Origin of the sequence: Enterobacter cloacae complex sp. P16RS2 (genome assembly GCF_014982155.1) — a bacterium.
GTDB classification, from domain to species: Bacteria; Pseudomonadota; Gammaproteobacteria; order Enterobacterales; family Enterobacteriaceae; genus Enterobacter; species Enterobacter cloacae_M.
Window position 1 is genome coordinate 248,621 of the sequence record NZ_JADCKW010000010.1, and the last position, 20,755, is coordinate 269,375.

Consider the following 20,755-nt stretch of genomic DNA (forward strand, 5'->3'; position numbering starts at 1 on the left):
GTACTGCGTCTTACATCATCACGACGTCAAACTGCTCCTGGTTATAGAGCGGTTCAATTTGTACTTTTACCTGTTTGCCGACAAAGATTTCCACTTCCGCCAGCGCGTGTGACTCTTCGCCTTTCAGCGCTTCAGCCACCGCAGGGGAAGCATAGACCAGAAAACGATCGGAGTCGTAGGCATGATGAACACGGACGATTTCACGCATAATTTCGTAGCAGACGGTCTCAACCGTCTTTACCGTTCCGCGTCCATGGCAGGTTGGGCATTCATTACATAGCACATGCTCCACGCTCTCACGGGTACGCTTACGCGTCATTTCCACCAGCCCCAGCTGTGAGAAGCCGTTGATGCTGGTTTTCACGCGATCTTTACTCAGAGCCTGCTCAAGCGAGTGCAGCACGCGGCGACGATGGTCTTCATTACTCATATCGATAAAGTCGATGATGATAATGCCGCCCAGATTGCGCAGACGAAGCTGGCGCGCAATCGCCTGCGTGGCTTCGATGTTGGTGTTGAAGATGGTGTCATCAAGGTTGCGATGGCCGACAAACGCGCCGGTGTTGATATCGACGGTGGTCATCGCTTCGGTCTGATCGATGATCAGATAGCCGCCGGACTTCAGCTCGACCTTACGCTCCAGCGCGCGCTGGATCTCGTTTTCGACATCATAGAGATCGAAGATCGGCTGACGCCCTGAATAATGCTCCAGCAGGCCTGGCATCTCCGGGATGTACTCAGCGGTAAATTCCAGCAGCGCTTCATAGGTCAGGCGCGAGTCCACGCGAATGCGGTCGAGCTGCGCGTCAGCAAAGTCACGCAGAACGCGCTGAGCAAGCGCCAGTTCACCGTAGAGCTGGTAGCGGGTCTGGTTGCGTTTTTTACGCTCCATCACTTTTGTCCAGACGCGCTTCAGGTATGCCGCATCCGATGCCAGGTCTTCTTCGCTGATCCCTTCCGCAGCGGTACGGATGATAAATCCGCCCTGTTCATCGCAGTAGGCGCTGACCACTTTTTTCAGACGCTCGCGCTCGGTTTCGCTCTCAATACGCTGTGAGACGCCCACGTGCGACGCGCCGGGCATAAAGACCAGATAGCGGGAAGGTAAGGTAATGTCGGTGGTCAGACGGGCGCCTTTGGTACCGAGGGGATCTTTCACCACCTGCACCATCAGATCCTGCCCCTGACGCACCAGTTCAGAAATATCGCGCACGGCAAACTGCTTTTGCTCTTCGCCCGCGACGCACTCGGTGTGCGGCATGATATCGGAGGCATGTAAAAACGCCGCCTTATCCAGTCCAATATCTACAAAAGCCGCCTGCATACCCGGTAGTACACGACTGACACGACCTTTGTAGATATTGCCTACTATTCCGCGCCGCGCTTCACGCTCAATATGAATTTCCTGAAGAATACCACCATCAATATAGGCCACACGGGTTTCCGATGGCGTTACGTTTACCAACAATTCAGCCGTCATAATTATCCCTTCCCTCACGCAGTGAGTTAAAATTGCTCAGCAACTCATACGTTTCCACCAGCGGTAAGCCGACTACGGCGTGATAGCTGCCATTAATCTTCCTGACAAAACAGCCACCCAGCCCCTGAATACCGTATGCACCTGCTTTATCCATCGGTTCACCGCTGGCAATATAAGCGGCGATGTCGTCGTCGGTAAGTACTCTGAACGTCACTTCGGTCACCACCAGGCAATCCAGCACGTGCTGGCGGTCAGCCAGCGCGACGGCCGTCATCACCTGATGCGTTTGTCCGGACATTTTGTGCAGCATGCGCGCCGCATGATCGGCATCGCGCGGTTTCTCAAGCACTTCACCGTTCAGAATAACGATGGTATCTGCTCCCAGCACGGGAAGATCGCGTGGCACACTGGCCACGCCCGCCTGCGCTTTCTCGCGCGCCAGGCGAGACACATACTGTTGAGCGCTTTCGCCCTCAGCACGCTTTTCTTCAATGCCGGTAACGATGCGTTCAAAAGAGACCCCTAGCTGCGTCAGGAGTTCCTGACGGCGCGGGGAGCCGGAAGCGAGATACAAAGACGTCATAGAAACCTTTTATTGCACAGCAAACTGCTGGCGAACCTTACGCATCAGCAGGAATAACCATGGCCAGAGCACACCGTTTACTACACTACTCCAGAACACTTCCGGTCGGAAAGAGACGTTGATCACTAAAAACTCTGCCCAGAAAACAACGATATCCGCAGCGAGCGACAATAGCATCACCACCAGGGCCTGTTGCCAGAGCGCAAGGTTACGAAAGAGCTGGAATTTGAGTGCGACGAGGTACGCAATAATGCTCATGGACAAGGCGCGCACGCCAAGCGTAGAGCCGCTAATGAGATCAAGTATGGCACCCATCACGAAACCTGTGCCGACATTTACGCGATGCGGCAGGGCAAGGATCCAGTAGAGTAAAATGAGTAATACCCAGTTTGGCCGGAAAACGAGAATGTCATCCGGCCAGGGCATCACTTGCAGTAACAGTGCAATGAGAAACGAGAGCCAGATGACCCAGCGTCCCTGGCTACGATAGCTTGCCACTACTGCCCTCCCGAAGAGAGTTTAGGCGGTGGCGGCGCGTCCGGCAGCGGCTGCGTTAACCCTGTTGCCGGCGCCGGTACTGGTGCAGGCGGCCCCATGGAATCCGCAGGCGGGAGAACCTGCGGCATCATCTGCATCAGGCGCTCGTTCGCCACGCGATGCACCTCTTCAGGCGTCATCGGATTAGCACCGTTACGATCGGCACCCCACAGCAGCAGCAGATAGCGCAGACGCTGCAAACCGGCGGTTGGACGGGCCTGAATCACGGTATAGGCACGCTGGGTGTCCAGCTTGACCGAAGAGACCACCGCAACCGGATAGCCTTCAGGGAAGCGTCCACCCAGGCCGGACGTCACCAGCACGTCGCCCACGCGAATATCCGTGTTAGCCGGCAGATGTTCCAGCTGCAGGTCGTCCGTACAGCCGTTACCGGCCGCAATCACGCGGATGTCGTTGCGCAGAACCTGGATCGGCAGCGCATGCGTGGCATCGCAAATCAGCAGCACGCGGCTGGTCAGTTTGGCCACGGCAACAACCTGGCCCACAACGCCTTTATCGCTGATAACAGGCTGACCTTCATACACCCCGTTCACGCTCCCTTTGTCGATCACAACCTGATCGCTGTAGGGGTCGTTCACGGTGGAGATCACCTGCGTGACCATTTTCTGCTCATCCTGACGCAGCGGCGAGCCGAGCAGTTCACGCAGACGCGCGTTTTCCTGCTTGTATTGCCCCAGCATCAGCAGTTCGCTATTTTTCAGCAGCAGTTCCTGACGTAATGCCCGGTTTTCGAGTTCGAGTTGGTCGCGCGAAGACAGCGTTTGAGAAACGGAGTCGAGCAGTTCACGGGGACCATTTGAAACAAAGTAGAAAGGACTGACGGCGGTATCCATGTACGTTCTGATCTGGCTGAACGTACCGAGGCGGCTATCGGCAATAATGACCCCAAGCGCAACCAGAACCGCCAGAATAAGGCGAAACTGTAGCGATGGGCCACGGCTAAAAATTGGCTTCATAGGCTATGCGTATTCTCGCGTCAGAGAGAAAGGGTAGCAAATTGCTACCCTCTCAAACTCGACTACTCTTCGCTGAACAAATCGCCGCCGTGCATGTCGATCATTTCCAGCGCCTTGCCACCACCACGGGCGACGCAAGTCAGTGGATCTTCTGCAACTACGACAGGAATACCTGTCTCTTCCATTAACAGGCGGTCGAGGTTACGCAGCAGCGCACCACCACCGGTCAGAACCATACCGCGCTCGGAGATATCGGACGCCAGCTCTGGTGGGCACTGTTCCAGCGCAACCATTACCGCGCTCACGATGCCCGTCAGTGGTTCCTGCAGAGCTTCCAGAATTTCGTTGGAGTTCAGGGTGAAACCGCGTGGAACACCTTCAGCCAGGTTACGGCCACGCACTTCGATCTCACGCACTTCATCGCCCGGATACGCAGAGCCGATTTCGTGTTTGATACGCTCTGCGGTGGCTTCACCGATCAGAGAGCCGTAGTTACGGCGCACATAATTAATGATGGCTTCATCGAAGCGGTCACCACCGATACGTACGGAAGAGGAGTACACCACGCCGTTCAGAGAGATAACGGCCACTTCAGTGGTACCACCACCGATATCCACCACCATAGAACCGGTAGCTTCGGAAACAGGCAGGCCCGCACCGATGGCCGCAGCCATTGGCTCTTCAATCAGGAACACTTCACGTGCACCTGCACCCTGGGCAGATTCACGGATTGCGCGACGCTCTACCTGGGTTGCGCCAACCGGCACACACACCAGAACACGCGGGCTTGGACGCATGAAGCTGTTGCTGTGAACCTGCTTGATGAAGTGCTGAAGCATTTTTTCAGTCACGAAGAAGTCGGCGATAACGCCGTCTTTCATTGGGCGAATGGCGGCGATGTTGCCAGGGGTACGACCCAGCATCTGCTTCGCGTCATGACCCACTGCAGCCACGCTTTTCGGCGAGCCTGCACGATCCTGACGAATGGCCACAACGGAAGGCTCATTCAATACGATGCCTTGTCCTTTTACATAAATAAGGGTATTCGCGGTACCCAGGTCAATGGACAGGTCATTGGAAAACATGCCACGAAATTTTTTCAACATACTAAGGGATAATCCTGAAAGCTGGGGCGGAAAACAAAATCCGCTTACTTTACCAACCACACGCAGCAGCGACAAGGCGCAAAAATCATCTGCAACGGTGAAAATTTGTGCAGCACGTTTCCTGATGTTACAAAATCATCCCCTGACTCCCTCAGGGCTGAGTAAACAGTAGCGTTCCCCACTGACGTTTGTAACCCGTTACAGGTCGTTCACTGGCTTTTTGCTCGACATACTCAAAGCTACAGGCGCGATATTCTACGTGAAAACAGCGTAAACGGCAGGTCAAACAGAGTATCTTTGCAAATATTTTTTCACGTTGGTGTCAAGCGGTTGAGAGGCAGCAAAAAAATCCCCCTGACCGCCCATCACGCCGCGCGCTGTTAACATCTGCCATTCGCTTCTGGAGCGCACGCCCGTGGCAAATACTTGTGTTCGCGTACCCTTGCACGCTTCTACCAGACTCTGTACCAGCAGCTGGTTTTCCGTACGCTTCTCAATATTCCTTACCAGCCCAGGATGTAGCTTTAATAACTCCACATCCAGTTCCTTGATCCAGTTGGTGCTGACCAGCGTTAAACCTGCCTGCGTCACAGCGATACGTGCACCGAGCGCATTGATCAAACGTACCACCGGACGTAACCGGCTGATGTGTTGACCTACATCGGCCTCAGCAAGTTCAAAAATAATGTGTTTACGTTGCGATTTTTCGCATTGCATTAGCGTATCACGTAGCCAGCGCTGAAAACGTGGGCGTATTAACGACTCCACGGTGACCTGTAACGCCAGGTTTTCTTCAGGCCAGAAGGATAAAAACGGAATCAGTCGGGTAATTTGCTGGCGGTCATACTCTTCAGACAGGCCAAATTGCAGCACCATCGGCAGATATTCAGCAGAGATGACCTCTTCTGTACCGTCAAAAATACGACACATCAGTTCCCGGTGATGAACGTTGCCGTTTTTCATGACCGCGGGTTTTTGATAAATACGTGGACCGCCGCGGCTGAGCATTTGCTCAATCAGCGTGCGCCAGCGCACGTTGCCGCGCCCTTTTTCCGGCAGCGAGTCATCGTAAACCGCCCATCCGTTGGCCCCCTGCAACACGGCGTTGCGGGTAGCGGCTTCCGCATGTTCCATCACCTGCTCTGTGGATTGTCCGCCACGCCAGGCGCAGATCCCCATGTGGACCATATCGTCCCTGTCGAGCATTTTGCTCTGCGGCAGCGCATCTACTGCCTTCAGCAGCTGGCTGGCGATGCTTTCGGATTCCTTCAGCGTACGATGAGGCAACAGCACGGCAAAGTCGCTGCGGTGATAGCGGGCCAGCAGCGCGCCCGGGTAGCGCATAATAAAGGTGGAGAGCAGGTTGATCAGCGTAAAGAGGTTTTCTTCCGCGGCCCGCTGTCCCCAGGTGTCGCGCAGGAGATCGAAATCGGGCAGGCGAATCATCATCACCACCCCGTGAGTCCCCACTTTCTCTGAATCGTCGAGCAGCGTGGCGAGCTGATTATCAAAGAAAAGACGGTTGTTAAGGCCAGTTTTATTATCCTGGGCGGCATAAGAGCGAATCAGCGTATCCATTCGGCTGCGCTGGTCGCTGGCAAACTGGATTTCCGAGAGCAGCGTATCCAGCGCGCTGCTGGCGCGTGACGGCCACTCATGGACCGAGCCACGCACCTGCGGGCCGCGTTCACCGTTTAGGATCCGCACGGAGCGCATCTCCAGCAGCTCCTGGCCGGAGAGCTGTCGGCGCAACCAGCGGACCGCGAGAAAGATCAGCAGGACGATAAACGCAACGGCGACGGTGAGCGGCGCGGTGGTCATCATGGAACGAAAATAGCTGGCCATCGGATCGAGATAGACCATGCGTATGGTCATCCCCGGATTTTTGAGGGAATGCACCGTCACTTCCCGATACTGGCTCACCACGCCCGCAGGCCGATAGCTCCCCGGCCGTTCATGGCTTAAAACACGATGCTTTCCCTGCTGAATGTCGATCTGAACAATGTCAACAGGTACCATCAACTCATCAAGCTCACTGGTGAGCGTTGGTAGCGGCGTCGTTAGCAGACGCGTATCAATTACCGACGCGACAGACTGTACCCGGTTGACCAGTTTGTCCTGAATGGCGTTGTAAAAGCTCAGAGAGCAGCCCAGAAGGGTGACAAAAATGGTAAGCCCCGTCAGCAAGGTGATAAAAGCTGAGAACTTCGTCGTTAATCGCATCCTTGAGATTACTCCGTGGGTTGATGGGGGTAGCGAGTAAGCGCTAACTTGCATTTCAAATGCGGCATACTACCAAATCGGGTGTATCTGGCAATTTATTGCGTTAAATCGGCACCGCGTTTCCCTGAGCGAGTATAGTCTTCAGAAATTATTTTCCAATCATATGAGTCGAGAGGACCCCTTATGCAGGCTTTGATCTTAGAACAGCAGGACGGCAAAACGCTTGCCTCAGTGCAGCCGGTAGAAGAGAGCCGCCTGCCGGAAGGCGAAGTAACCGTCGACATCGACTGGTCCAGTTTAAATTATAAAGATGCGCTGGCTATTACCGGTAAGGGTAAAATCATCCGAAATTTCCCTATGGTGCCTGGTATTGATTTCGCGGGCCGGGTTCATACCAGCGAGGATCCGCGCTTCCATCCGGGCCAGCAGGTGCTGCTCACCGGCTGGGGTGTGGGTGAAAATCACTGGGGTGGGCTGGCCACGCAGGCGCGCGTGAAGGGCGACTGGCTGGTGCCTGTGCCGAAAGGCATGGATGGCCGCAAGGCGATGATCGTCGGTACGGCAGGCTTTACCGCCATGCTGTGCGTGATGGCGCTGGAAGATGCGGGTATCCGCCCTGAGTCGGGTGACATTGTCGTCACCGGCGCCAGCGGCGGCGTGGGCAGCACGGCAGTCACGCTACTCCACAAGCTGGGCTATCAGGTCGCTGCGGTTTCCGGCCGTGAAAGCACCCATGACTATCTGCGCCAGCTCGGTGCCAGCCGCATTCTCAGCCGCGACGAATTTGCCGAAACCCGTCCGCTGGAAAAACAGGTCTGGGCAGGGGCGGTGGATACCGTAGGTGATAAGGTGCTGGCAAAAGTCCTGGCGCAGATGAACTACGGCGGATGCGTGGCAGCCTGCGGTCTGGCCGGCGGATTTGCCCTGCCAACCACCGTGATGCCATTTATTCTGCGTAACGTACGCCTGCAGGGTGTGGATTCCGTAATGACCCCGCCGGCCCGTCGTCATGAAGCCTGGGAACGGCTGGTGCGCGATCTGCCGGAATCTTTCTATACCCAGAGCGCAACGGAGATAACCCTCAGCCAGGCGCCGGAATACGCCAGTAAGATCATGGACAACCAGTTCCACGGCCGCGCTCTGGTGAAAATCGCCTAATCTTCAAATTTTCGTGACATATTCGCGCGAATCCCTCTCCTCCGTCATGCTTAGAAAAACGCATGACGGAGGATGCCATGAAAAACCGAAAACTGACGGAAGCCGACGTAACGTCTGAGTCTGTCTTTATGTTACAGCGCCGCCAGATCCTGAAAATGCTTGGCATCAGCGCCACAGCCCTGACGCTCTCTCCGGCGGCACACGCCGACCTGCTCGACTGGTTTAAAGGCAACGATCGGCCAAAGGCCCCATCCGGCGCCCCGCTCACCTTTACGAAACCAGCCGAATGGCAAAACAAGCTGACGCTCACGCCGGAAGATAAAGTTACCGGCTACAACAACTTCTACGAATTTGGTCTCGATAAGGCCGATCCTGCCGCCAACGCGGGGAGCCTCAAAACCGATCCGTGGACGCTGAAAATTGATGGCGAAGTGGCAAAACCCCTGACGCTGGACCATCACGATCTCACCACCCGTTTCCCGCTCGAAGAGCGTATCTACCGCATGCGCTGCGTGGAAGCCTGGTCGATGGTGGTGCCCTGGATCGGCTTCCCGCTGCATAAGCTGCTGGCGATGGTTGAACCCACCAGCAATGCGAAATATGTCGCTTTCCAGACGCGCTATGCGCCGGACGAGATGCCCGGGCAGAAAGATCGGTTTATCGGCGGCGGGCTTGAGTATCCGTATGTGGAGGGGCTACGTCTTGACGAAGCGATGCACCCCCTCACCCTGCTGACCGTTGGCGTTTATGGCAAAGCGCTTCCGCCGCAGAACGGCGCCCCCATCCGTTTAACCGTACCGTGGAAATATGGCTTCAAAGGGATTAAATCTATCGTCAGCATTAAGCTTACCCGCGAACGTCCGCCAACCACCTGGAATCTGGCGGCCCCGGACGAATACGGTTTCTTCGCCAACGTGAACCCGCACGTGGATCATCCGCGCTGGTCGCAGGCAACCGAGCGGTTTATTGGTTCCGGCGGTGCGCTGGACGTAAAGCGCCAGCCGACGCTGCTGTTTAACGGCTATGCGGATGAAGTGGCTTCGCTTTACCGTGGTCTCAACTTACGGGAGAACTTCTGAGTGCGTTTAACGGCAAAACAGATTACCTGGCTGAAAGTGCTACTGCACCTGGCCGGGCTGCTTCCTTTTATATGGCTGTTCTGGGCCGCCAGCCAGGGGCTCTTTAGCGCAGACCCGGCAAAGGATATCCAGCATTTTACCGGTCGGATGGCTCTGAAATTTTTGCTGGCCACCTTGCTCGTCTCGCCGCTGGCGCGCTACGCTAAACAGCCCTTATTGATACGCACCCGTCGGCTATTAGGGCTATGGTGTTTTGCCTGGGCGACGCTGCACCTCACCAGCTACGCCCTGCTGGAACTGGGAATTAACAATCTGGCGCTGCTTGGCCGCGAACTGGTGACTCGTCCTTATCTGACGCTGGGTATCGTGAGCTGGGTGGTTTTACTGGCGTTAGCGCTGACATCCACGCAATATGCGCAGCGAAAACTGGGCAGGCGCTGGCAGCTGTTGCACAACTTCGTCTATCTTGTCGCGATCCTCGCTCCGATTCATTACCTGTGGTCGGTGAAGATCCTCTCGCCGCAGCCAATCCTGTATGCACTGGCGGCCGCGGCGCTTTTAGCATGGCGTTACAAGAAGTTCCGCCAGTGGTTGCGATAGTTCGCGAAACTGTGCGTTTTCCCGCAGATTACCCGTCAACCGCAAATCTTTTTCGGATAGCGGTTGATAATCTTCCCTGATAAGACCAGTATTTAGCTGCTAAATGCTACGAAATCGTTATAATGTGCGACCTTGGTTCGCCTGACAGCGGTTTTAAGCCTCTGAAAAGGTGACATTTGCGTTTCGAAGGTATATTTTGTTTTTTACCCGAAAATCGCAGGAGATAGCGGCATAATGACTGATAAATTCCATATCTTAGTTTTGAACGGACCGAACCTGAACATGCTCGGCACCCGTGAGCCAGAGAAGTACGGCACGCTAACATTGAGTGAAATTGTTAACCGTCTGGGAACGGAAGCAGCGTCACTGAATGTGGATTTGGATCATTTTCAGTCGAATGCGGAGTACGCACTCATCGACCGTATTCATCAGGCTAAAGACAATGTGGACTATATCCTGATCAATCCGGCCGCGTTTACGCACACCAGTGTTGCTATCCGCGACGCACTGCTTGCGGTGAGTATCCCGTTTATCGAGATCCACCTGAGTAATGTGCACGCCCGAGAGCCGTTCCGTCACCATTCGTATCTGTCGGATATCGCTGCTGGCGTTATCTGTGGACTGGGCGCAGACGGCTATTCATACGCTTTACAGACAGCGGTAAAACGCTTGTCACAATCACACTAAACAAGAGTACGGAACCCACTCATGGATATTCGTAAGATTAAAAAACTGATCGAGCTGGTTGAAGAATCAGGCATCTCCGAACTGGAAATTTCTGAAGGCGAAGAGTCTGTACGCATCAGCCGTGCAGCCCCAGCCGCTAGCTTCCCGGTAATGCAGCAGGCTTATGCTGCGCCAGTGCAGCAGCCTGCGCTCTCCGCAGCCGTTGCGCCAGCAGCTGAAGCCGCACCTGCCGCTGCAGCAGAAATCAGTGGTCACATCGTACGTTCCCCAATGGTTGGTACTTTCTACCGCACCCCGAGCCCGGACGCGAAGGCGTTCATCGAAGTGGGTCAGAAAGTCAACGTAGGCGATACCCTGTGCATCGTTGAAGCGATGAAAATGATGAACCAGATCGAAGCAGACAAATCAGGTACTGTGAAAGCGATTCTGGTCGAAAGTGGTCAGCCGGTTGAATTTGACGAGCCGCTGGTCGTCATCGAGTAACGAGGCGTACATGCTGGATAAAATTGTTATCGCCAACCGTGGCGAGATCGCACTGCGTATTCTTCGTGCCTGTAAAGAACTGGGCATCAAGACCGTCGCTGTGCACTCAAGCGCGGATCGCGATTTAAAACACGTATTGCTGGCGGATGAGACGGTCTGTATTGGCCCGGCTCCGTCCGTAAAAAGCTATCTGAACATCCCGGCTATCATCAGCGCCGCTGAAATCACCGGCGCGGTGGCAATTCATCCGGGTTACGGCTTCCTCTCTGAGAACGCCAACTTTGCTGAGCAGGTTGAACGCTCTGGCTTCATCTTCATCGGCCCGAAAGCCGACACCATCCGCCTGATGGGCGACAAAGTGTCTGCAATCACCGCGATGAAAAAAGCCGGTGTTCCAACCGTACCAGGCTCTGACGGCCCTCTGACCGACGACATGGATGCTAACCGTGCTCATGCTAAACGCATTGGCTACCCGGTTATCATCAAGGCGTCCGGCGGCGGCGGCGGTCGCGGTATGCGCGTTGTGCGTAGCGATGCTGAACTGGCGCAGTCCATCTCCATGACCAAAGCAGAAGCGAAAGCCGCTTTCAGCAATGACATGGTGTACATGGAAAAATACCTGGAAAACCCACGCCACATCGAAATTCAGGTGCTGGCTGACGGTCAGGGTAACGCGATCTATCTGGCAGAACGTGACTGCTCCATGCAGCGTCGTCACCAGAAAGTGGTCGAAGAAGCGCCAGCACCGGGCATTACTCCGGAACTGCGTCGCTACATCGGCGAGCGTTGCGCCAAAGCGTGTGTCGATATCGGCTATCGCGGGGCAGGTACCTTTGAGTTCCTGTTCGAAAACGGCGAGTTCTATTTCATCGAAATGAACACCCGTATTCAGGTTGAACACCCGGTTACCGAGATGATCACCGGCGTTGACCTGATCAAAGAACAGCTGCGTATCGCTGCGGGCCAGCCGTTGTCCATCAAGCAGGAAGAAGTTGTGGTGAAAGGTCATGCGGTAGAGTGCCGTATTAACGCCGAAGACCCGAACACCTTCCTGCCAAGCCCGGGTAAAATCACGCGTTTCCACGCGCCGGGTGGCTTTGGTGTGCGCTGGGAGTCTCATATCTACGCCGGTTACACCGTACCGCCGTACTATGACTCAATGATCGGCAAGCTTATCTGCTACGGCGAAAACCGTGACGTGGCGATTGCCCGCATGAAAAACGCCCTGCAGGAACTGATCATCGACGGTATCAAAACCAACGTTGATCTGCAGATGCGTATCATGAGCGACGAGCACTTCCAGAATGGTGGAACCAACATCCACTATCTGGAGAAAAAACTCGGTCTGAACGAGAAGTAAGAGACCTGTGTTGCTAAAAGGCCGGATTATCCGGCCTTTTTTATTTCTGGGGCCTGGAAAGCCTCATCATGTACAATCCCCGCTTTCTTCATCCACAAGGGACAAAAAATGGACAAACGTTTTGTTCAGGCCCATAAAGAAGCGCGCTGGGCGCTGTGGCTGACCCTTCTCTATCTCGCCGCATGGTTAGTAGCTGCTTACTTACCTGACTCCGCTATTGGCATCACCGGCCTGCCGCACTGGTTCGAAATGGCGTGTCTGCTGGTACCGCTGGTTTTCATCCTGCTGTGCTGGGCAATGGTGAAATTCATCTATCGCGATATTCCGCTGGAGGACGATGATGCAGCTTGAAGTCATTCTGCCGCTTATCGCTTACTTGTTAGTGGTGTTTGGTTTATCCGTTTACGCCATGCGTAAAAGAACGACGGGCACCTTCCTGAACGAGTATTTTCTTGGCAGCCGCTCGATGGGCGGCGTCGTGCTGGCCATGACGCTGACCGCGACCTACATCAGCGCCAGCTCGTTTATCGGCGGACCCGGTGCGGCCTATAAATACGGGTTAGGCTGGGTGCTGCTGGCGATGATCCAGCTTCCAGCCGTCTGGCTCTCGCTGGGCATACTGGGTAAAAAATTTGCCATTCTGGCGCGCCGTTATAATGCCGTGACGCTCAACGATATGCTGTTTGCCCGCTATCAGAGCCGTTTACTGGTGTGGCTGGCCAGCTTAAGCCTGCTGGTGGCCTTTATTGGCGCAATGACGGTGCAGTTTATCGGCGGGGCACGCCTGCTGGAAACGGCGGCGGGTATTCCCTACGAGACAGGCTTGATCATCTTCGGAGTCAGCATTGCACTGTATACCGCGTTTGGCGGATTCCGCGCCAGCGTGCTGAACGATACGATGCAGGGTTTGGTGATGCTTATTGGCACCCTTGTTCTGCTGGTCGGCATTGTGCATGCTGCGGGTGGCCTGAGCCACGCCGTCGAAACGCTGGAAGCCATCGACCCGAAACTGGTCTCACCGCAGGGCGCGGATGACATTCTTTCGCCAACCTTTATGACCTCGTTCTGGGTGTTGGTGTGCTTTGGGGTGATTGGCCTGCCGCATACCGCCGTGCGCTGTATCTCTTACAAAGACAGCAAAGCCGTGCACAGAGGTATCATTATCGGCACTATCGTTGTCGCAATCCTGATGTTTGGTATGCACCTGGCAGGCGCGTTAGGTCGGGCAGTAATTCCTGACCTTACCGTACCCGATCTGGTTATCCCAACCCTGATGGTTAAAGTACTGCCGCCATTTGCCGCCGGGATCTTCCTCGCCGCACCGATGGCCGCCATTATGTCGACCATCAACGCTCAGCTGCTGCAAAGTTCCGCTACGATCATTAAAGATCTCTATCTGAACCTGCGTCCTGAGCAGGCAGAGAATGAACGGCGCCTGAAGCGCATGTCGGCCGTTATTACTCTGGCATTAGGGGCATTGCTGCTGTTAGCCGCGTGGCGCCCGCCGGAGATGATCATCTGGCTGAACCTGCTGGCATTTGGTGGGCTTGAAGCCGTATTCCTGTGGCCGCTGGTGTTAGGGCTCTACTGGGAGCGCGCGAATGCCGCCGGTGCGCTGAGCGCGATGATTGTCGGCGGCGTGCTTTACGCCGTCCTCGCAACGTTTAAGATTCAGTACCTGGGCTTCCATCCAATTGTGCCTTCGTTACTGCTAAGTTTACTGGCGTTTGTGGTGGGGAACCGTTTCGGTCAACCCGTCCCACAACCCGCTATGATTTCTACTGATAAATAAAGAGTTTTGCCATGCCGTGGATCCAACTAAAACTGAACACAACCGGCGCGAATGCCGAAGAGCTGAGCGATGCGCTGATGGAGGCCGGTTCGGTCTCTATCACCTTCCAGGACACGCATGACACGCCGGTCTTTGAGCCGCTGCCGGGCGAAACCCGCCTGTGGGGTGATACCGACGTTATTGGCCTGTTTGATGCCGAAACCGATATGAAAGAGGTTGTCGCGATTCTGGAGAATCATCCTCTGCTGGGCGCGGGTTTCGTGCATAAAATCGAACAGCTGGAAGACAAAGACTGGGAACGCGAGTGGATGGATAACTTCCACCCGATGCAGTTCGGCAAACGTCTGTGGATCTGCCCAAGCTGGCGCGACGTCCCGGACGAGAATGCGGTCAACGTGATGCTCGACCCGGGCCTGGCGTTTGGTACCGGCACTCACCCAACCACGTCCCTGTGCCTGCAGTGGCTGGATGGTCTGGATCTGGACGGTAAGACGGTGATCGACTTCGGCTGTGGATCCGGGATCCTCGCGATTGCAGCCCTGAAGCTGGGCGCGGCAAAAGCCATCGGGATCGATATCGATCCGCAGGCGATTCAGGCCAGCCGCGATAATGCCGAGCGTAACGGCGTCTCCGATCGTCTGGAGCTGTATCTGCCGGATGCTCAGCCAGACGCCATGAAAGCCGATGTGGTGGTCGCAAACATTCTGGCGGGCCCATTGCGCGAGCTGGCTCCGTTAATCAGCGTGCTGCCCGTTGAGGGCGGTCTGCTGGGTCTTTCCGGTATCCTGGCGAGCCAGGCCGACAGCGTGTGTGAAGCCTACGCCGATCTCTTTGCCCTTGATCCGGTAGTGGAAAAAGAAGAGTGGTGCCGCATCACCGGTCGTAAAAAATAAGAATCTGGCGTGGTCATCTGACCACGCCTCTCCCCCTCTGATAATCCTCTCTCCACCGTTCATTCTTCGGTAAAATAACCCTACAAATCATGTTGGTTTGTATTACAAAAATTCACCGGAAGAATATGATGACACAGGTTACAGGCAAGGCAGCGCTGCTGGCGCTGAGCATGATCTCGGCTTCAGCATTCGCATCACACTGGAGCTATGAAGGGGAAGGTTCACCGCAACACTGGGGCGAGCTGGACGAGGCATATAAGACCTGTCAAAGCGGAATGAACCAGTCCCCTATTAATATTGATTCGACCGCTATCGCCCATCTCTCCCCGCTACAAACCCACTACGTTGATGGCCCTGTTACACTGACGAACAATGGTCATACCATTCAGGCAGGTGAACAGGCGAACACCCGCGATACTCTTACTCTCGATAAGCAAACCTGGACGTTACAGCAGTTCCATTTCCACGCGCCGAGCGAAAACACCGTACATGGCAAGAGATACGCGATGGAAATGCATCTGGTTCATAAAAATGCCAGTGGGGAACTGACGGTGGTGGCGGTCATGTTTGATAAAGGAACCGCAAACCCGGAACTAGAAAAACTGTGGCGCGTTATGCCTCAGCAGGCCGAGCAGAACGTCTCCATCAAACAGGATCTCAACCTGAACAAACTGCTGCCAAAAGATAAAACGTACTGGCGCTTTAGCGGTTCACTGACCACTCCACCGTGTTCAGAAGGCGTCACCTGGATTGTACTTAAGCAGCCCCTGACGGTTTCTGCAGAACAGCTGGCCAGATTCACCCAGACGATGCATCACGATAATAACCGTCCGGTACAGTCGCTGCATGGGCGCGTTGTGGTCGAATAAGGCGCATTTTTCGCATGACGATCATGTTCTAAAATGCGAGGTAGATCGCAAAGAAGAAGGGAAATCTGCTGCTAAAAACAGCAGATTATCCCGCTTCAGCGACGCATTTATTCAGAAATGATGAGAAGTTACGGGAAATTCTAAGCGCCCATAAAATAACCATTAACATATAACTTAATGATTTAAATAATGAATAATTTTTAACGGGAAGATTGGGTGGCGATTCCTTGATCTACAACAGTGGATTGTTCAAAGTTTGGCCTTTCATCTCGTGCAAAAAATGCGTAATATACGCCGCCTTGCAGTCACAGTATGGTCATTTCTTAACTCATGCGCATCGGACACCACCAGCTTAGAAATCGCCTGATCGCAGCCCCAATGGCAGGTATTACAGACCGGCCGTTCAGGACGCTGTGCTATGAGATGGGAGCCGGTTTAACCGTATCCGAGATGATGTCGTCTAACCCGCAGGTTTGGGAAAGCGATAAATCCCGCCTTCGGATGGTGCACGTTGATGAACCAGGTATTCGCACCGTGCAAATTGCCGGAAGCGTGCCTGAAGAGATGGCAGATGCCGCGCGGATTAACGTGGAAAGTGGTGCCCAGATTATTGATATCAATATGGGGTGCCCGGCCAAAAAGGTGAATCGCAAGCTTGCAGGTTCAGCCCTTCTGCAATACCCCGACCAGGTGAAAGCTATCCTGACGGCGGTTGTCAGCGCGGTGGACGTTCCTGTTACGTTGAAGATTCGCACGGGTTGGTCGCCGGAACACCGTAACTGTGTAGAGATTGCCCAACTGGCCGAAGACTGTGGCATTCAGGCCCTGACCATCCATGGACGCACTCGCGCCTGTTTGTTCAACGGTGAAGCTGAATACGACAGCATTCGGGCAGTTAAGCAGAAAGTTTCCATTCCGATTATCGCGAATGGCGACATAACTGACCCGCTTAAAGCCAGGGCTGTACTCGACTATACGGGAGCTGATGCTCTGATGATAGGACGTGCAGCTCAGGGAAGACCCTGGATCTTCCGGGAAATCCAGCATTATCTGGACACTGGGGAGCTGCTTGCCCCGCTGCCTATGGCAGAGGTTAAGCGCTTGCTTTGTTCGCATGTTCGGGAACTGCATGACCACTACGGTCAGGCAAAAGGGTACCGAATTGCGCGTAAACACGTCTCCTGGTATCTCCAGGAGCACGCTCCAGATGACCAGTTTCGGCGCACATTCAACGCCATAGAGGATGCCAGCGTACAGCTGGAGGCGTTGGAGGCATACTTCGAAAATCTTGCGTAATGAAATAAAGAGCTGACAGAACTATGTTCGAACAACGCGTAAATTCTGACGTACTGACCGTTTCTACCGTTAACTCTCAGGACCAGGTAACTCAAAAGCCCCTGCGTGACTCGGTTAAACAGGCACTGAAGAACTATTTTGCTCAACTGAATGGTCAGGATGTTAATGATCTGTATGAGCTGGTACTGGCTGAAGTTGAACAGCCACTGTTGGACATGGTGATGCAATACACCCGCGGTAACCAAACCCGCGCTGCGCTGATGATGGGTATCAACCGTGGTACTCTGCGTAAGAAACTGAAAAAATACGGCATGAACTGATACTAATCAGTTAAATGCTTGTTTAAAAAGGCGCTCTTCGGCATGGGGAAGCGCCTTTTTTATTACCTGCGCTTCTCCGTCAACGCATTGTAAACCTTCGCCTCTCCTGCTTTTCAACCCCAGTTTTTCGTGTATATTTCCCCCACCTTACTGGCGATTTTCTCGCGGAATGACACAATGATTCGTAAATACTGGTGGCTGGTTGTCTTTGCAATCTCCGTTCTCATTTTCGATACACTCCTGATGCAGTGGATTGAACTGATGAGCACCGAAACCGATAAGTGTCGCAATATGAACTCCGTTAATCCGCTGAAACTCGTGAACTGCTCAGAGCTCGACTAATCGCCCGATTGCGCAAACCACCCCGTTATTACCCACTAAAAACGGGGATTTAAATCCCTTTGAGCCATTACCTGACGGTGATAATGTCTCGCCCTTCTCAACCGCTCTAGCGTAACCCCACACTCGAGTAGAACCGTCCATGCTGGTCAGCCAATACAACCCTATCCTTGTCGTCCTCTCCTTTGTTGTTGCCATTCTTGCTGCGTATACCGCGCTGAACATGGCTGCACGCGTCGCCGGGAGTGAAGGCGTCGCTGCCCGCGTCTGGCTGGCTGGCGGCGGTATTGCTATGGGGATTGGCGTGTGGGCCATGCATTTTATCGGCATGCTGGCGATGGACCTCTCCATGAGCATGAGCTACAACGCCACCCTGACGGTGCTATCTATGGTCATCGCCGTGGGGTCGTCGCTGTTTGCGCTATGGCTCGTGAGCTGCGAGCAACTACGCCTGCGCCGAATGCTGCCCGGCGCGCTGGTGATGGGAAGCGGTATTGTTGCTATGCATTACACCGGCATGGCGGCGCTGGAGGTGGTGCCCGGGATTATCTGGGACAAGATGTGGGTGGCTATTTCGGTCGTGATTGCGCTTGCCGCTTCGCTCGCGGCATTATGGCTCACCTTCCGCCTGCGTCGCGAAGCCGCGCAGGTCGTGCTGATGCGCATGGGTGCCGCCATCACGATGGGAATTGCCATTGCCGGCATGCACTATGCCGGGATGAAAGCGGCGCAGTTTCCGATGTCCACAATGGTTCACCATGAGGGTATCAACGGGAGCTGGCTGGCGGTGCTGGTCAGCGTCGTCGCGCTCTCAATTCTTGGGATCACCCTGCTGGTGTCGATGCTGGATGCCCGCCTTCAGGCTCGTACCGCCCTTCTGGCCTCGTCGCTGGCAGAAGCTAACCGGGAACTCGCTCAACTGGCGCTGCACGATACCCTGACGCGTCTGCCTAACCGTATCCTGCTGGAAGATAGACTCGATCAGGCCATCAGCAAAGCCGATCGTGAAGGGAACCACTTTGCCCTGATGTTCATGGATCTTGACGGCTTTAAAGCCATCAATGATGCCTACGGCCATGATGTCGGTGACAGGCTGCTGGGCGCCGTTACGCAGCGTCTGCTGCTTCTCCTGAAAGGCCAGTTCACCCTTGCACGTATCGGTGGTGATGAATTTGTTCTGCTGGCAGAGGGAGAAGGTCCGGACGACGCGGCATCGCTGGCAAATTCGCTGGTGCGCGCGATCGATAGCCCGTTCAATCTCAGCCCCTATGAACTGGTAGTGACCCTCAGCATTGGTATCGCGCTGTACCCTCACGACGGAAAAACCGAGCGTGAGCTGATGTTTAACGCCGACGCGGCGATGTATCACACGAAGCATATGGGCCGTAACGGTTACCACTTTTTCCAGCCCTCGATGAACACCCTGGCGCAGACCCATCTCCAGTTAATGAACGATCTGTGGATGGCAATCGATCGCAATGAGCTGCGCCTGCTGTATCAGCCAAAATTTCACGCCCCGGCGGGCCCGGTCCTCGGATTCGAGGCGTTATTGCGCTGGCAGCATCCTAAGCAGGGGCTACTGACGCCGGACCTTTTTCTGCCGCTGGCGGAAAAAACGGGGCTAATCGTCCCCATTGGCAACTGGGTGATTAATGAAGCCTGCCGCCAGCTGCGGGAATGGCATCTCCAGGGGCATCACAGCTGGTCAATGGCGGTAAATCTGTCGACACTGCAGTTTGAACAACCTTCGCTGGTTAAAACGGTTCTCGACTGCCTGGCACTTCACCAGGTGCCACCGGAAATGTTGATCCTCGAAGTGACGGAAACCACGGCGATGAGCAACCCGGATGAAAGCGTACGCGTGCTGACAGAGCTGACGGATGCAGGCGTGAAAGCCTCCATTGATGATTTTGGCACCGGATATTCGAGCCTGCTGTACCTCAAGCGATTACCGGCCTGCGAATTGAAAATCGACAGGGCGTTTGTGAAAGAGCTCAGCGGCGAAAGCGAGGATGCCACTATTGTCTCAGCAATTGTGGCTCTCGCTAAAACACTTAACCTGAAAGTCGTGGCTGAAGGTGTGGAAACCGAAGCGCAGCAAGCCTTTTTAACCGAGCTTGGCTGTAACACCCTTCAGGGTTATCTGTTAGGTAAACCCGTCAGCGCGCAGACCATAGAAGCACTTTGTGCCCGAGGGGAAATGTTACCTGGTGCTGAACAGTAAGCCCCCTCATCTGGCGGCACGCGAATAACCGGGAGTGTCGCCAGTATGCTATCGACCAGAGCGGGAGCCTGCTGATAAAGATTAAAACTGTCGTTATTCATTAACCAATTTTTAATTATTCCGCTAAAAAAACCGTGGAATACAATCAAGGTGAGATCAACATTCACCTGTGGCGAAATGATGTTTCGCGAAATACAGGTCTCCAGCGTGGCGCGTAGCGTGTCATCGTTGAATCCGATACGCTTTCTGATTTCACGCTCAGAAATCATATCACTGCTAAATTCACACTTATGATACAGAATTTGTAAAAGCGCACATTGCCGGGGTTCATGGGCAATATACTGCAGCGCGGTAATAAATTGCTCACGAAGTTTTAACAATGGATCGTCACTATCGGAAAGGGAAAGCCTGTCGTTAATAATATCGCGAAGCGGTAATTGCTGTTCCCAGATGGCATTAAATATTTCAGATTTACTGGTGAAGTGCCAGTAGATCGCGCCGCGCGTCACCTTAGCGGCATCAGCGATATCCGTCAGCGTCGTGCTGGCTACGCCACGCGTCGCAAACTGTCCGATAGCCGCCTCAATCAGCTGCTGCCGGGTTTGTTGAGCCTCTTCTTTCTTTTTACGCGCCATAGGCAACTACTCGTTACTCACAATGTTTAAAGGTGATATTGCGTTCATGCAAATATAAGTATTTACTAAAATCCGTTTTAATTTTGCACAAAAAAAGTCAATCTTCTTAATTTA

The 20,755-nt window shown here is 54.3% G+C and carries 21 protein-coding genes; 14 read left to right on the forward strand and 7 right to left on the reverse strand.

The window, feature by feature from the left end; genetic code table 11:
• Nucleotides 1-10 precede the first annotated feature (10 nt).
• From rng to csrD, 6 genes are all read right to left on the reverse strand, one after another.
• Nucleotides 11-1,480: a ribonuclease G gene (gene rng / locus INF68_RS08225; RefSeq protein WP_010436156.1), complete on the reverse strand. Its 1,470-nt coding sequence runs from the start codon at nucleotides 1,478-1,480 to the stop codon at nucleotides 11-13.
• Nucleotides 1,470-2,063 (reverse strand): nucleoside triphosphate pyrophosphatase, encoded by a 594-nt coding sequence (locus INF68_RS08230; protein ID WP_023309398.1) that lies wholly within the window; start codon nucleotides 2,061-2,063, stop codon nucleotides 1,470-1,472. Before INF68_RS08230 ends, rng begins: the two co-directional genes overlap by 11 nt.
• Before the next feature lie 9 nt (nucleotides 2,064-2,072).
• Nucleotides 2,073-2,561, reverse strand: a complete 489-nt coding sequence (mreD, locus tag INF68_RS08235; protein WP_023309399.1) for a rod shape-determining protein MreD — start codon at nucleotides 2,559-2,561, stop codon at nucleotides 2,073-2,075.
• Nucleotides 2,561-3,577, reverse strand: coding sequence for a rod shape-determining protein MreC (gene mreC / locus INF68_RS08240; protein WP_023309400.1), 1,017 nt, complete (start codon nucleotides 3,575-3,577; stop codon nucleotides 2,561-2,563). The genes mreD and mreC overlap by 1 nt, the downstream gene beginning before the upstream one ends.
• A 62-nt stretch (nucleotides 3,578-3,639) precedes the next feature.
• The gene (mreB, locus tag INF68_RS08245; RefSeq protein ID WP_000913396.1) at nucleotides 3,640-4,683 is read right to left on the reverse strand and encodes a rod shape-determining protein MreB; all 1,044 of its coding nucleotides are present in this window, start codon (nucleotides 4,681-4,683) and stop codon (nucleotides 3,640-3,642) included.
• 282 nt (nucleotides 4,684-4,965) lie between these two features.
• Nucleotides 4,966-6,906, reverse strand: coding sequence for an RNase E specificity factor CsrD (csrD, locus tag INF68_RS08250; protein WP_126785711.1), 1,941 nt, complete (start codon nucleotides 6,904-6,906; stop codon nucleotides 4,966-4,968).
• A gap of 183 nt (nucleotides 6,907-7,089) precedes the next feature.
• On the opposite strand from csrD, the gene INF68_RS08255 reads away from it, so the two are divergent.
• From INF68_RS08255 to INF68_RS08320, 14 genes are all read left to right on the forward strand, one after another.
• Nucleotides 7,090-8,064: an MDR family oxidoreductase gene (locus tag INF68_RS08255; RefSeq protein ID WP_126785710.1), complete on the forward strand. Its 975-nt coding sequence runs from the start codon at nucleotides 7,090-7,092 to the stop codon at nucleotides 8,062-8,064.
• Nucleotides 8,065-8,141: 77 nt separating this feature from the next.
• On the forward strand, nucleotides 8,142-9,143 hold the full coding sequence (gene msrP, locus INF68_RS08260; RefSeq protein WP_029741739.1) for a protein-methionine-sulfoxide reductase catalytic subunit MsrP: 1,002 nt from the start codon (nucleotides 8,142-8,144) through the stop codon (nucleotides 9,141-9,143).
• Nucleotides 9,144-9,743 (forward strand): protein-methionine-sulfoxide reductase heme-binding subunit MsrQ, encoded by a 600-nt coding sequence (msrQ, locus tag INF68_RS08265; protein WP_047174083.1) that lies wholly within the window; start codon nucleotides 9,144-9,146, stop codon nucleotides 9,741-9,743. It abuts the gene before it with no gap.
• A 234-nt stretch (nucleotides 9,744-9,977) separates the two neighbouring features.
• On the forward strand, nucleotides 9,978-10,430 hold the full coding sequence (gene aroQ / locus INF68_RS08270; RefSeq protein ID WP_023309405.1) for a type II 3-dehydroquinate dehydratase: 453 nt from the start codon (nucleotides 9,978-9,980) through the stop codon (nucleotides 10,428-10,430).
• Nucleotides 10,431-10,451: 21 nt separating this feature from the next.
• On the forward strand, nucleotides 10,452-10,913 hold the full coding sequence (gene accB / locus INF68_RS08275) for an acetyl-CoA carboxylase biotin carboxyl carrier protein (RefSeq protein WP_010436174.1): 462 nt from the start codon (nucleotides 10,452-10,454) through the stop codon (nucleotides 10,911-10,913).
• Between the two features lie 10 nt (nucleotides 10,914-10,923).
• Nucleotides 10,924-12,273: an acetyl-CoA carboxylase biotin carboxylase subunit gene (gene accC, locus INF68_RS08280; RefSeq protein ID WP_003860388.1), complete on the forward strand. Its 1,350-nt coding sequence runs from the start codon at nucleotides 10,924-10,926 to the stop codon at nucleotides 12,271-12,273.
• A 108-nt stretch (nucleotides 12,274-12,381) separates the two neighbouring features.
• Entirely contained in the window at nucleotides 12,382-12,624 is a 243-nt protein-coding gene (locus INF68_RS08285) for a YhdT family protein (RefSeq protein WP_126785709.1), read from the forward strand.
• Nucleotides 12,614-14,065, forward strand: coding sequence for a sodium/pantothenate symporter (gene panF / locus INF68_RS08290; protein WP_109846519.1), 1,452 nt, complete (start codon nucleotides 12,614-12,616; stop codon nucleotides 14,063-14,065). The genes INF68_RS08285 and panF overlap by 11 nt, the downstream gene beginning before the upstream one ends.
• A gap of 11 nt (nucleotides 14,066-14,076) precedes the next feature.
• Nucleotides 14,077-14,958 carry a 50S ribosomal protein L11 methyltransferase gene (gene prmA, locus INF68_RS08295; protein WP_032639765.1) on the forward strand — a complete coding sequence of 294 codons (882 nt, stop codon included), beginning with the start codon at nucleotides 14,077-14,079 and terminating at the stop codon, nucleotides 14,956-14,958.
• Between the two features lie 128 nt (nucleotides 14,959-15,086).
• A complete protein-coding gene (locus tag INF68_RS08300) occupies nucleotides 15,087-15,827 on the forward strand; it encodes a carbonic anhydrase (protein WP_126785916.1) in 741 nt (246 codons plus the stop codon).
• Nucleotides 15,828-16,157: 330 nt separating this feature from the next.
• Nucleotides 16,158-17,123, forward strand: a complete 966-nt coding sequence (gene dusB / locus INF68_RS08305) for a tRNA dihydrouridine synthase DusB (RefSeq protein ID WP_109846521.1) — start codon at nucleotides 16,158-16,160, stop codon at nucleotides 17,121-17,123.
• Nucleotides 17,124-17,146: 23 nt separating this feature from the next.
• The gene (gene fis, locus INF68_RS08310) at nucleotides 17,147-17,443 is read left to right on the forward strand and encodes a DNA-binding transcriptional regulator Fis (RefSeq protein WP_000462905.1); all 297 of its coding nucleotides are present in this window, start codon (nucleotides 17,147-17,149) and stop codon (nucleotides 17,441-17,443) included.
• A 177-nt stretch (nucleotides 17,444-17,620) separates the two neighbouring features.
• Complete coding sequence (locus INF68_RS08315; protein ID WP_023309432.1) at nucleotides 17,621-17,785, forward strand: DUF2556 family protein; 165 nt, start codon at nucleotides 17,621-17,623, stop codon at nucleotides 17,783-17,785.
• A 139-nt stretch (nucleotides 17,786-17,924) separates the two neighbouring features.
• Entirely contained in the window at nucleotides 17,925-20,006 is a 2,082-nt protein-coding gene (locus INF68_RS08320) for a bifunctional diguanylate cyclase/phosphodiesterase (protein WP_126785708.1), read from the forward strand.
• On the opposite strand, the gene envR is transcribed toward INF68_RS08320, so the two are convergent.
• Nucleotides 19,922-20,641, reverse strand: a complete 720-nt coding sequence (gene envR / locus INF68_RS08325; RefSeq protein ID WP_109846523.1) for an acrEF/envCD operon transcriptional regulator — start codon at nucleotides 20,639-20,641, stop codon at nucleotides 19,922-19,924. The genes INF68_RS08320 and envR overlap by 85 nt on opposite strands.
• Nucleotides 20,642-20,755 lie beyond the last annotated feature (114 nt).